Genomic DNA, 12,506 nt, shown 5'->3' on the forward strand with positions numbered 1-12,506 from the left:
CAGTCGTACCCCACCCCACAATAACGCCGAGACCGCCATGCTACAAATGTCCCGGCGCCAGTTCCTGAAGGTGACCGCCACGTCGCTTGCCGGATCGAGTCTTGCCCTGATGGGCTTTTCTCCGTCCGAAGCGCTGGCCGAAGTCCGACAGTACAAACTGGCGCGCACCGTCGAAACGCGCAACACCTGTCCTTACTGTTCAGTAGGTTGCGGCATCCTGATGTACAGCCTCGGAGACGGCGCGAAGAACGCGCAGCCGAGCATCATCCATATCGAAGGCGATCCCGACCACCCGGTCAATCGCGGCACGCTGTGCCCGAAGGGCGCGAGCCTGATCGACTTCATCCACAGCCCGAACCGCCTGACGCACCCCGAGTATCGTGCGCCCGGCTCGGACAAGTGGGAACCCATCTCGTGGAACGACGCGCTCGACCGCATCGCGAAGCTGATGAAGGCCGACCGCGACGCGAACTTCGTCGAGACGGCCGAAGACGGCGCGAAGGTCAACCGCTGGCTCACGACCGGCATGCTGGCCGCGTCGGCGGGCAGCAACGAGGTCGGCTACCTGACGCACAAGACCATCCGCAGTCTCGGGATGCTCGCATTCGACAATCAGGCGCGTGTCTGACATGGCCCGACGGTGGCAGGTCTTGCCCCGACGTTTGGCCGTGGAGCGATGACGAACCATTGGGTCGACATCAAGAACGCGGACGTGATTCTCGTGATGGGCGGCAATGCAGCCGAGGCCCATCCGTGCGGTTTCAAGTGGGTAACGGAGGCGAAGGCGCACCGCAAGGCGCGGCTGATCGTCGTCGACCCGCGCTTCACGCGTACGGCCTCGGTGGCCGATTACTACGCGCCGATCCGTACCGGCACCGACATCGTCTTCCTGGGCGGCGTCATCAATTATCTGCTGACGAACGACAAGATCCAGCATGAGTACGTGAAGAACTACACGGACTTCTCGTTCATCGTGCGCGAGGATTTCGCGTTCAACGACGGCATCTATTCCGGTTACAACGCGGAGAAACACGCGTACCCGGACAAATCGAGCTGGGACTACGAGCGCGGCGACGACGGTTTCGTCAAGGTCGACCCGACGCTGCAGCATTCGCGCTGCGTCTACAACCTGCTGAAGCAGCACTACGCGCGCTATACGGCGGAGATGGTCCAGCAGGTCTGCGGCACGCCGAAGGACAAATTCCTGAAGGTGTGCGAGATGCTCGCGACCACGGCCGTTCCCGGCCGCGCCGGCACGGTGCTGTACGCGCTCGGCTGGACGCACCACTCGATCGGCGCGCAGATCATCCGCACCGGCGCGATGGTGCAGCTGCTGCTCGGCAACATCGGCATCGCCGGCGGCGGGATGAACGCGCTGCGCGGTCACTCGAACATCCAGGGGTTGACCGATCTCGGGCTGATGTCGAACCTGCTGCCGGGCTACATGACGCTGCCGATGCAGGCCGAGCAGGACTTCGACGCGTACATCAAGAAGCGCGTGCAGCAACCGCTGCGGCCGAACCAGCTCAGCTACTGGAAGAACTACAAGGCATTCCACGTCAGCTTCATGAAATCGTGGTGGGGCGACGCGGCCACCGCCGAGAACAACTGGGCGTACGACTACCTGCCGAAGCTGGACAAGCAGTACGACCTGCTGCAGGCGATCGAGCTGATGAATGCCGGCAAGATGAACGGCTACATCTGCCAGGGCTTCAATCCGCTCGCGGCGGCGCCGTCGAAGGTGAAGACGGCGGCGGGCCTCGCGAAGCTGAAGTGGCTCGTGATCATGGATCCGCTCGCGACCGAAACGTCCGAGTTCTGGAAGCATCACGGCGACTACAACGACGTCGATGCGTCGAAGATCCAGACCGAGGTGTTCCGCTTGCCGACCACCTGCTTCGCGGAGGAAAACGGTTCGCTCGTCAGTTCGAGCCGCGTGCTGCAGTGGCACTGGAAGGGCGCGGAGCCGCCGGGCGAAGCGAGGAGCGACCTCGAGATCATGTCGGGGCTGTTCCTGCGCATGCGCAAGCTGTACCAGAAGGACGGCGGCAAGTACCCGGACCCGATCGTGAACCTGACCTGGCCGTACGCGAACCCGGAAAGCCCGACGCCCGAAGAACTGGCGATGGAGTTCAACGGGAAGGCGCTCGCCGATCTACCCGATCCGAAGGACCCGGCCAAGACGCTCGTGAAGAAGGGCGAGCAGCTCGCCGCGTTCGCGCAACTGAAGGACGACGGCACGACCGCGAGCGGCTGCTGGATCTTCTGCGGCGCGTGGACGCAGGCCGGCAACCAGATGGGGCGGCGCGACAACTCGGACCCGACCGGCATCGGCCAGACGCTGAACTGGGCGTGGGCGTGGCCCGCGAACCGGCGGATCCTGTACAACCGTGCGTCGTGCGACGTCGCCGGCAAGCCGTTCGACCCGACCCGCAAGCTGATCGGCTGGAACGGCAGCGCGTGGAAGGGCGCCGACGTGCCGGACTTCAAGGCGGACGAACCACCCGAAAACGGGATGGGTCCGTTCATCATGAACCCGGAAGGCGTCGCGCGCTTCTTCGCCCGCGCGGGAATGAACGAAGGCCCGTTCCCCGAGCACTACGAGCCGTTCGAGACGCCGCTCGCGGCGAACCCGCTGCACCCGAACAACCCGCTGGCGCTGAACAACCCGGCTGCCCGCGTGTTCCCGGACGACCGTGCGTCGTTCGGCAAGGTGGCGGACTTCCCGCACGTGGCGACCACGTACCGGCTGACCGAGCATTTCCACTACTGGACCAAGCATGCGCGGCTGAACTCGATCATCCAGCCCGAGCAATTCGTCGAGATCGGCGAAGACCTCGCGAAGGAAGTCGGCGTCGCGCATGGCGAGCGCGTGAAGGTGTCGTCCAAGCGCGGCTACATCATCGCGGTCGCCCTCGTCACGAAGCGGATCAAGCCGCTGACGGTCGACGGCAAGAAGGTCCAGACGGTCGGCGTCCCGTTGCACTGGGGCTTCAAGGGCCTGACGAAGCCCGGCTATCTCGCCAACACCCTGACTCCGTCCGTGGGCGACGGCAACTCCTATACACCGGAATTCAAGTCGTTCCTGGTGAAGGTCGAAAAGGCGTAAGGGGGAAGAGATGGCATTGCAATCGCTGGATATCAAGCGGGTCTCGGCCACCACGACGCCACCGCCCACGGTGCGCGAACCGGTGACCGGGAGCGTCGCGAAGCTGATCGACGTATCGAAGTGCATCGGCTGCAAGGCATGCCAGACGGCGTGCATGGAGTGGAACGACCTGCGCGACGAGGTCGGCACCAACGTCGGCGTGTACGACAACCCGGCCGACCTGACCGAGCATTCGTGGACGGTCATGCGGTTCTCCGAATACGAGAACCCGGCCGGCGACCTCGAGTGGCTGATCCGCAAGGACGGCTGCATGCACTGCGAGGATCCGGGCTGCCTGAAGGCGTGTCCGTCGCCGGGCGCAATCGTGCAGTACAACAACGGGATCGTCGATTTCCACGAGGAGAACTGCATCGGTTGCGGCTACTGCGTGACCGGTTGCCCGTTCAACGTGCCGCGGATCTCGAAGAAGGATCATCGCGCGTACAAGTGCACGCTCTGCTCCGACCGCGTCGCGGTCGGCCAGGAGCCGGCTTGCGTGAAGACCTGCCCGACGGGCGCGATCGTGTTCGGCACCAAGGAGGACATGAAGCAGCACGCGGCCGAGCGGATCGAGGACCTGAAGGAGCGCGGCTTCGAGCATGCGGGGCTGTACGACCCGCAAGGTGTGGGCGGCACGCACGTGATGTACGTGCTGCACCACGCGGACAAACCGTCGCTGTACCACGGGCTGCCCGACAACCCGTCGATCAGCCCGATGGTGAAGCTGTGGAAGGGCATCGCGAAACCGCTGGCGGTAGCCGGCCTCGCGCTGACCGCGCTGGCCGGGTTCTTCCACTACACGCGGGTCGGTCCGAACGAGGTCACCGACGACGAGGAAGCCGCCGCCCGCGACGAGGCGCGACGCATCAAGGAGGACGCGAAATGAACCACGACGACCCCAACCTGATCGTTCGCTACACGCCGAACGAGCGCACGAACCACTGGATCACCGCGATCACGTTCGTGTTGCTCGCGTTGTCCGGGCTCGCGCTGTTTCATCCGTCGATGTTCTGGCTGACCGCGCTGTTCGGCGGCGGCCAGTGGACGCGGATCCTGCATCCGTTCGTCGGCCTCGTGATGTTCGTGTCGTTCGCGATTCTCGTGGTGCGCTTCTGGCACCACAATGCGCTCGACGCGGACGACCGGCAATGGCTCAAGCAGATCGGCGACGTGCTGACCAACCAGGAAGACAAGCTGCCGCCGGTCGGGCGCTATAACGCCGGGCAGAAGCTGCTATTCTTCACGCTGGTGGCGTGCCTGCTGCTGCTCCTGCTGTCGGGAATCGTGATCTGGCGGCGCTACTTCTCGTTCTACTTCCCGATCGGGGTGATCCGCGCGGCCGCTGTCGTGCATGCCGTGGCGGCCTTCGTGCTGATCGCGAGCATCATCGTGCACATTTACGCGGCGTTGTGGGTGAAGGGTTCGATCGGCGCGATGGTGCGCGGCACCGTCACGCTGGGTTGGGCCCGCAAGCATCACCCGAAGTGGTTCCGTGAAAGCGTGAAGTAACGCACCGGAGCGGGGCGGTACGCCGATTGCGGCGTGCTGCTCCGCCAACCGTCGGAATCGCCCGAAAGCGCCGATTCGTCGGCGCTTAGTTTTTTGGAAGACATTTTCGTGACACAACGCATTCTGGAGCCGACCGAGATCTCGGCACTCGATCATTCGGCCATTCCGCGCTTTCGTCTGCCGGATCGCACGACCGCGTTCGCGGCGCGCGCCGCGCGGCTGCGCAAGCTTGCCGACCTGAACCCGATCAGCGGCTACCTGCGGTTGATGGCCACCGTCGCCGATGCGCAGCACGCGACGCTGCAGACGCTGGAGTTGCCGCTGCCGTCGAAGGAAGCGATCGCACGCGCGCAGGAACATTCGATGCCGCCCGTGCCGGCGCTCGACGGCGAGCGCGATTCGCGCTGGCGCGCCGTGCTGTATGAACTGCTCGACCGCGTCGAAAGCGCCGGGCTCGTCAATCCGCCACTCGCGAAGCTGCTCGACCGGCTGCGTCTGATGGCGCCCGCCGAGCTCGACGCGCAGGCCGACGCGATCCTCGCGCTGCGCTTCGCCGAAGTCGACCCGGCCACCGCGCCGTTCCTGATGGCCGCGCTGCAGGTCGTGTGGACGGACCTCGCGAGCCGGGTGACGCCGTCCGACGTTCCGTATCTCGATCAGCCGGGGCTGTGCCCGGTGTGCGGCACGCATCCGGTCGCGAGCGTCGTGCGGGTCGGCGGCCAGTATCAGGGCTACCGTTTCCTGCAGTGCGGGCTGTGCACGACCGAGTGGCACATGGTGCGTACCAAGTGCTCGCACTGCGATTCGACGAAGGGCATCGCGTATCACGGGATCGAAGGCGGCAGCGAAGCCGTCAAGGCCGAATCGTGCGACGAATGCAAGACCTATCGCAAGATCGGCTATCAGGAGAAGGACTACGAGTTCGAGCCGCTGGCGGACGATCTCGCGAGCCTCACGCTCGACCTGCTGATGAACGAGGCCGGCTACCAGCGCAGTTCGCCGAACCCGCTGCTGTGGCCGGACGTGTCGCGGGAAGCGGACTGACGGTACGGGCCGGGACGGTGCGCGAGCGTCGGCCCGGCCGACTGCGAAGCATGAGACTGGAGCGATAACGACGTGACCGAACCGGGTGTGAATGAATTGAATGCCGTGCTGGCGCGTGTGCCGTCGGTCGAGCGCGTGCTGTCGTCGGCGCCGCTGCAGCCGCTCGTCGCCGACTACGGCCGCACGCGCGTGCTGAACGCCGTGCGCGCGGAACTGGAGCGCTGGCGCACGGCCGCGCAGCATGACCCCGCCGCGGCCGAGCCGCTCGACGAGCCGCGCATCGCCGCTGCCGTCGCGCATACGTTGGCCGCGCAGAGCGCCGGCGCGGTGCGGGCCGTGTTCAACCTGACCGGCACCGTGCTGCACACGAACCTCGGGCGCGCGCTGCTGCCCGACGACGCGGTGCGTGCCGTGGTCGACGTGCTTACGCGGCCCGTCAACCTCGAATTCGATCTCGCCACCGGCCGCCGCGGCGATCGCGACGACCTGATCGACGCTCTGCTGTGCGAACTGACGGGCGCGGAAGCCGCGACCGTCGTCAACAACAACGCGGCGGCCGTGCTGCTGACGCTGTCCGCGCTCGCGACGAAGCGGGAAGTCGTCGTATCGCGCGGCGAGCTGGTCGAGATCGGCGGGGCATTCCGTATTCCCGACATCATGAGCCGTGCCGGTGCGAAGCTGCGCGAGGTCGGCACGACCAACCGCACGCATCTGCGCGACTATGCGGACGCGATCGGCCCGCGCACGGCGCTGCTGATGAAGGTGCACTGCAGCAACTACGCGATCAGCGGCTTCACGAAGGAGGCGACGCTCGCCGAACTCGCGCCGCTCGCGCGCGAGCACGGCGTGCCGGTCGCCGTCGATCTCGGCAGCGGCACGCTGGCCGACCTGTCTCGATGGGGTCTGCCGCACGAGACGACCGTGCAGGAAACCGTCGCCGCCGGCGCAAACGTTGTCACGTTCAGTGGCGACAAGCTGCTCGGCGGCCCGCAGGCCGGCCTGATCGTCGGCGATCGCGCGCTCATCGCGAAGATCAAGAAGCATCCGCTCAAGCGTGCGCTGCGCGTCGGCAAGCTGACGCTCGCGGCGCTCGAACCGGTGCTGCGCCTGTATCAGTCGCCCGAATTCCTGCGCGACCGGCTCACGACGCTGCGTCTGCTGACGCGCCCGCAGCGCGAGATCGCCGACGCGGCCGAACGCGTGCGCCCGGCGTTGCAGGCTGCGCTCGGCAGCGGTTTCGACGTGACCGTCGAGCCGATGTTCAGCCAGATCGGCAGCGGCGCGCTGCCGGTCGACCAGTTGCCGAGCGCCGGGCTCGTGGTGCGCTCGGCGGACGGCAAGCGCAGCGGCCGCGCGCTCGCGCAGCTCGAGAAGCGGCTGCGCGAATGGCCGCGGCCGGTGATCGGCCGCATCGCCGACAACGCGCTGCGGCTCGACCTGCGCTGCCTCGAAGCGGCCGACGAAGCGGCGTTCGTCGCGCAATGCGTGCCGCTCGCGGGGCCCGCCGCATGATCGTCGGGACCGCGGGGCACATCGACCACGGCAAGACCACGCTCGTGCGTGCGCTGACGGGCGTCGACACCGATCGCCTGAAGGAAGAGAAGGCGCGCGGCATCTCGATCGAGCTCGGCTATGCGTATACGCCGCTCGACAACGGCGACGTGCTTGGCCTGATCGACGTGCCGGGCCACGAGAAGCTGATTCACACGATGGCGGCCGGCGCGTGCGGGATCGACTTCGCGCTGCTCGTGATTGCCGCCGACGACGGCGTGATGCCGCAGACGCGCGAGCATCTCGCGATCCTGCAATTGCTCGGCGTCACGCATGGCGCCGTCGCGCTGACGAAATGCGATCGCGTCGATGCCGCGCGCGTCGCCGAGGTCCGCGACGAGATCGCCGCGTGGCTGCACGACTCGACGCTGGCCGGCGTGCCGATCTTCGAAACGCGTGCGACCGTGACCGACGATCCTGGCGTCGCCGCGTTGAAGCAGCACCTCGCCGACGCGGCGATCGCGTGGCGCGCGCGTCGCGACGACGGGCTGTTCCGGCTCGCGGTCGATCGCGTGTTTACGCTTGCCGGGCAGGGTACCGTCGTGACGGGTACCGCGTTCGCGGGGCGCGTCGCGACGGGCGACACGCTCGCGATCGTGCGCACGGGCGGCGCGGCCCGCGTGCGCAGCATCCATGCGCAGAACCGGCCGGTCGAGGCCGGCCGCGCGGGCGAGCGTTGCGCGCTGAACCTGGCCGGCGTCGACAAGGCCGACGTCGAGCGGGGCGACACCGTCGCCGACGCGCGGCTCGTCGCGACGTCGCCGCGCCTGGACGTCGAGCTGACGTTGCTCGCGGACGCCGGGCTGACGCTGACCCACTGGGCGCCGCTGCATGTGCATCTCGGTACGCTGCATCGCGTGGCGCACGTCGCGCTGCTCGACGGCGACACGCTCGCGGCCGGCCAGCGGATGCGCGTGCAACTGGTATTCGACGAGCCGGTGTTCGCGCTGCCGGGCGACCGCTTCATCGTCCGCAATCCGCAGGCGACGCGCACCGTCGGCGGCGGCCGGGTGCTCGATCCGTTCGGGCCGGCTCGCAAGCGCCGCACGCCCGCGCGTCGCGCGTGGCTCGATGCGCTCGCGGCGTGGCTCGACGAAGGGCGCGTCGATGCGCTGCTCGCGCAGGCGCCGCTCGGCATTGCGCGCGCGACGCTCACGCATCTGACGGGGTTCGCGCCGAATGTGCTGGCGTTGCCGGACGATGCGCTGGCGATCGGGCAACGCGACGCCGCGTCGAACGAAGGGGCCGTGATTTCGCATGCGCACTGGCGGGCATTGCAGACGCGGGCGATCGAGACGCTGCGCGCGTATCACGAGCGCATGCCGGACGAGCAGGGGCTCGACGCCGCACGCCTGCGGCGGATGGCCGCGCCGCTCGTCGGCGATGCGCTGTGGCGCGCGCTCGTCGACGCGCTGGTGTCCGGCGGCGAAGTCGTGCGCAGCGGGCCGTGGCTGCATCTGCCGTCGCATTCGGTGAGCCTCGATCCGCGCGAGGAAGCGCTGGCGCGGCAACTGCTGCCGCTGATTCACGCGGGGCGCTTCGATCCGCCGTGGGTGCGCGACCTGGCGCGCGACACGGGCACGGCCGAGGACGCGGTGCGCGCGCTGCTGCGCAAGCTCGCACGGCGCGGCGACGTGCAGCAGGTCGTGCGCGACCTGTTCTATCATGCGGACGTCGCGCGCGAACTCGCGGAACTGGTCGCGCATCTCGCGCCGTCGCGCGGCGGCGGGCTCGATGCGGCGACGTTCCGCGACGCGACGGGGCTCGGTCGCAAGCGTGCGATCCAGATTCTCGAGTTCTTCGATCGGGTTGGGTATACTCGCTTCCACCGCGATCTTCACTACCTGCGGCCTGACAGCGGTTGGATGGGTATTCAGGCGTAGGCGCTCGTCGTTCTTCGGTTTCTTTTTCCCACGGAAGGCATTCGTATCCGGTGGTACGGCTGGACTTCAAATCCAGTTGGGGGTGTCAGACACTCCCGGGTCAGTTCGACTCTGGCTGCCTTCCGCCAGTCATGGCTTCCCGCGTATTCCGTAACCGGCCCGCAGACCGCTGATTTTGAAGCGATTTGGGGGGGCGGTGTGTTCGTGGCTTCCCCGGGGCGATTCGACGGGCAGCCATGGCCGATGGCCGGCAGCGCGTCGACCGATGGCGGACCTTCTTCGGCACCGACCATCGAGCAAATCCCCGCCTTTCGATACCCAGCGAGCGATCCGGCTTATCGCACCGATCGATCCCATCGCCGCGGTCGGTTTTCTTCTCCGCTCTCTCTTCGCATCCCGATCGTTCCGTTCGCATCGCGTCGGCGAAAGCCGACCCGATACAAGAGACTAACCGCCAGGGGACGTCCACCGCACGAGCCGGCAGCAAGCACGGCACGGCCGTGCGCGGCGCCGCCGTGCGCTTTTTGATTGCAGCACTCCAGCAGACGAGGACATCGTGACTTACACAGGATGCAGGGATGAGATTGCCGGCGGCCTAACCAAGGTGCTGTGGACGGCTTCGCAGCTCGACGACGAAGCCGACTTCGAGGATCTCCTCGAAGCGATCCGCGTGCTTTGGCCCAGGTGGCCCGGGGCGGGGACGGTCGCCGCGTGGCGCTACGTCCGGCGCCAGGCATGGGGCGACGCGCGCCGCGTGCTCGAAGACGACGACACCGAAGCGAAGCGCTCGGGGCTTCATGCCGCACTGATGGCGGTGTGTCTGTTCGGCCTCGAAGACCCGCTGTGGCACAGCTATGCGCTCAGCGCGGCCGACCAGCGCGAAAGCATCGAGGGCGCGAAGATCGGCGCGCGTCTGCTCGAGCGTGCCGCAAAGCTCGACATCGGCGTTCAAGCGCCTGCGTCCACCGACGCACCGGCGAGCACGCACGGCGTGCCGGCCGACAACAGCGGATTCTCCGCGTCGATGACGTGGGTCCGCGCATGAGCATCCGTTTTCACGTTTTCCGCGCGCCGGGCGATTCGCATTTCAATTGCAGCCTTCGCATCGGTGCGCTTGTAGCAGCGACAGCAACCTAGACTGACTTTGCCTCGTAGTACCGACGGTCACGCAAACACTTACCCGACAGGAAGGAAACATCATGAATCTGAACGTTCCGAATATGACCACCTACCCCACCGATCCGGCGAGCTACCTGCAACGGCTGACCAACGGTGCCTCGACGGGCTCGACGCAGGACGTGCTCAAGGATCTCATCGGCCTCATCAGCCAGTTGCTCAAGCAGATGCAGAGCGGGCAGAACGGGCAGGCCGGCGGCATGCCGGGCGGCGCCGGCGGTGCTGGCGGCATGCCCGGTGGCGGCGCGGGCGCAATGCCCGGCGGTATGGGGGCTGCGCCCGGCGGTGTGGGGGCGACGCCCGGCGGCGTGGGGGGCGCAGGCGCCATGCCGGGCGGCACCGGCGGGATGACGGTGCAAAACGCTGCGGGCGTGCTGGCCTCGTACATGGGGCAGCATGGCATCAACGCGTCGGACCCGAACACGATGTACAAACTCGCGACGAACGCCGACGGCGGCACGCCGCCCACGGTGCAGCAAGCGGCGCAGACCATGCTCGCGAACCCGGGTGCCTACCAGCAGATCGAGACGCACGACGTGGCGGGCACCGACGGCAAGTCCGCGGTCGGCAATTTCCAATGGGCGGCTCAAGGTGGACTCGGCGCGGCGGGCAACGCAACGGGTGGCGCGGCTGGCGCAGGCGGCGCGGCGGCGCAGCCGGGGACGACCGGCGGCTTGCCCGGCACGGGCGGTTTTCCGGCGAACACCAGTACGCTGCCGACGACGGGCGGCTTGCCGACAACGGGCGCGACGGCAGGCTTCACACCCGGTACGGGCGATCTCTTGAAGGACGGCAAGCCGCTGCAGATGGCCGACGAAGGCAAGGCGCTGGCCAATTTCAACGCGCAGGATGGCGCCGACTTCCAGGCCATGGAAAGCGCGTTGTCGCACGGCGACGGCAATGCCGCGGCGAAGACGCTCGCCAACGCGGTGAAGTCGGGCAAGCTGAGCCAGTCGGATGCGGCGGCGATCGGCGCACAACTGCAGCAGACGGCGAACGCGCATGGCGGTGGCAAGATCAGCCACGACGCGAGCAAGGCGCTTTCGGATGCGCTGGGCGGCGCGAACGTGCTGACGCCGGGCAAGACGCGCGCCGCGGTCGCTTTCGAGAACATCACCGGCATTCACACGGGTACGATCGCCGGCGTCAGCACGAAGTAACGTCGCCGGCCGTTCCGGCGATCATCCCGATCGGCGACCCGAGCGGCCGCCGATCGGGGGCTGCAGGAAGCAACAACCGGCGACAATCGGCGGCCGTGCTGCGAAACACCGCAGCACGGCCGCATCGTTGTTTACCGGCGCAACCGATGTCCCGATTCAGCCCGCCATCTGCTGACGAAGGGACGCGTTCAGCGGGCTCCATTCGAGCAAGGCGACGAAGCCGTCCTGCGCGGCGACCACGACCCAGCGCCGGTACTGATGCACGATCTGCCCGGGCGCGTACGTGTGTGCTTCCTGCCAGGCGGTGGCGCGCCGCACGTGGACGGTCGTGCCGAAGAGCGGCGCGATCGATTCGACGTTCCCGCAGGCCCGCACGACGCGCATCACCTCGGCCACGGGCCGCGCGAAATCGATCGTGCGCTCGGCATCGGCAAGGCGCGGCCAGTAGCTGCCCGCACTTTGCGGACGCCGTTCGTTCCAAAGCCGATCGAAGTCGCCGGCCACGCGCGTGGCCAGCCGACGGGCGGCCATCAGCAGCTTCAGCTGCAGCGTCTCGTGCCATTCGTCGGCATCGAGCGGAAAGCATTCGGAATCGATGATGTCCCCGGTATCGAAATCGGCATCGATTCGATGGCAACTGATGCCCCATTCGCGCCGCCCCTCGAGGATGGCGCGCATGGCCGGGTACGGGCCGCGCCCGTCGGGCAGCGGCGACGGATGGAAGTTCGCCGCATGGCGCAGATAGGGCTGCCACGCCGGAATCTTCCAGTTGTAGCCGGCCACGATCAGTGCCTCGCATTGCCGTTCGGCGAGCCAGCGCAGATCGTCTTCGTCGATGCGTGACAGCTGCACCGGAATGCGCAGCTTGTCCGCGCGCTCGACGAGCTCGCTATTGAAGTCGAGCCGGTTGTCGACCGGAATCGAGTAGAGCGCCACAGGCTCCCAGCCGGCGGCCACGAACGCGTCGAAGACGACACGCCAGCGATCGAAGCCGGCGAACGCGAATCGCATGATCGGTTCTCCCTTTCGCATTGA

The 12,506-nt window shown here is 67.4% G+C and carries 9 protein-coding genes and 1 tRNA gene; 9 read left to right on the forward strand and 1 reads right to left on the reverse strand.

All coding sequences use genetic code 11. From position 1 onward, the window contains the following. Nucleotides 1-37 precede the first annotated feature (37 nt). The 9 genes from fdnG (at nucleotide 38) to CFB49_RS20155 (ending at nucleotide 11,471) form a co-directional block, all read left to right on the forward strand. Entirely contained in the window at nucleotides 38-3,109 is a 3,072-nt protein-coding gene (fdnG, locus tag CFB49_RS20115) for a formate dehydrogenase-N subunit alpha (RefSeq protein WP_084044227.1), read from the forward strand. A 10-nt stretch (nucleotides 3,110-3,119) separates the two neighbouring features. Next, on the forward strand, nucleotides 3,120-4,034 hold the full coding sequence (gene fdxH, locus CFB49_RS20120; RefSeq protein WP_059783956.1) for a formate dehydrogenase subunit beta: 915 nt from the start codon (nucleotides 3,120-3,122) through the stop codon (nucleotides 4,032-4,034). Then, on the forward strand, nucleotides 4,031-4,657 hold the full coding sequence (locus CFB49_RS20125) for a formate dehydrogenase subunit gamma (RefSeq protein ID WP_027805740.1): 627 nt from the start codon (nucleotides 4,031-4,033) through the stop codon (nucleotides 4,655-4,657). The genes fdxH and CFB49_RS20125 overlap by 4 nt, the downstream gene beginning before the upstream one ends. 108 nt (nucleotides 4,658-4,765) lie before the next feature. Beyond that, nucleotides 4,766-5,701, forward strand: a complete 936-nt coding sequence (gene fdhE, locus CFB49_RS20130) for a formate dehydrogenase accessory protein FdhE (RefSeq protein ID WP_176730201.1) — start codon at nucleotides 4,766-4,768, stop codon at nucleotides 5,699-5,701. A gap of 72 nt (nucleotides 5,702-5,773) precedes the next feature. Then, the gene (gene selA, locus CFB49_RS20135; RefSeq protein ID WP_069618439.1) at nucleotides 5,774-7,213 is read left to right on the forward strand and encodes an L-seryl-tRNA(Sec) selenium transferase; all 1,440 of its coding nucleotides are present in this window, start codon (nucleotides 5,774-5,776) and stop codon (nucleotides 7,211-7,213) included. Next, on the forward strand, nucleotides 7,210-9,135 hold the full coding sequence (selB, locus tag CFB49_RS20140) for a selenocysteine-specific translation elongation factor (protein WP_089492120.1): 1,926 nt from the start codon (nucleotides 7,210-7,212) through the stop codon (nucleotides 9,133-9,135). Before selA ends, selB begins: the two co-directional genes overlap by 4 nt. Before the next feature lie 32 nt (nucleotides 9,136-9,167). Beyond that, a tRNA-Sec gene (locus tag CFB49_RS20145) sits at nucleotides 9,168-9,263 on the forward strand. Nucleotides 9,264-9,691: 428 nt separating this feature from the next. Next, entirely contained in the window at nucleotides 9,692-10,180 is a 489-nt protein-coding gene (locus tag CFB49_RS20150; RefSeq protein ID WP_069618438.1) for an HrpB1 family type III secretion system apparatus protein, read from the forward strand. A gap of 154 nt (nucleotides 10,181-10,334) precedes the next feature. Next, nucleotides 10,335-11,471 carry a hypothetical protein gene (locus CFB49_RS20155; protein WP_069618437.1) on the forward strand — a complete coding sequence of 379 codons (1,137 nt, stop codon included), beginning with the start codon at nucleotides 10,335-10,337 and terminating at the stop codon, nucleotides 11,469-11,471. Between the two features lie 156 nt (nucleotides 11,472-11,627). On the opposite strand, the gene CFB49_RS20160 is transcribed toward CFB49_RS20155, so the two are convergent. Next, the gene (locus tag CFB49_RS20160; RefSeq protein WP_069618436.1) at nucleotides 11,628-12,482 is read right to left on the reverse strand and encodes a methionyl-tRNA formyltransferase; all 855 of its coding nucleotides are present in this window, start codon (nucleotides 12,480-12,482) and stop codon (nucleotides 11,628-11,630) included. Nucleotides 12,483-12,506 lie beyond the last annotated feature (24 nt).

Origin of the sequence: Burkholderia sp. AU17457, assembly GCF_002223255.1 — a bacterium.
Taxonomy (GTDB): domain Bacteria; phylum Pseudomonadota; class Gammaproteobacteria; order Burkholderiales; family Burkholderiaceae; genus Burkholderia; species Burkholderia sola.

Excerpts from the sequence above, each read along its gene's own strand:
- fdxH (WP_059783956.1), top strand. The coding sequence starts at position 3,120 with ATGGCATTGCAATCGCTGGATATCAAGCGGGTCTCGGCCACCACGACG.
- CFB49_RS20125 (WP_027805740.1), top strand. The coding sequence starts at position 4,031 with ATGAACCACGACGACCCCAACCTGATCGTTCGCTACACGCCGAACGAG.
- selB (WP_089492120.1), top strand. The coding sequence starts at position 7,210 with ATGATCGTCGGGACCGCGGGGCACATCGACCACGGCAAGACCACGCTC.
- CFB49_RS20155 (WP_069618437.1), top strand. The coding sequence starts at position 10,335 with ATGAATCTGAACGTTCCGAATATGACCACCTACCCCACCGATCCGGCG.
- CFB49_RS20160 (WP_069618436.1), bottom strand. The coding sequence starts at position 12,482 with ATGCGATTCGCGTTCGCCGGCTTCGATCGCTGGCGTGTCGTCTTCGAC.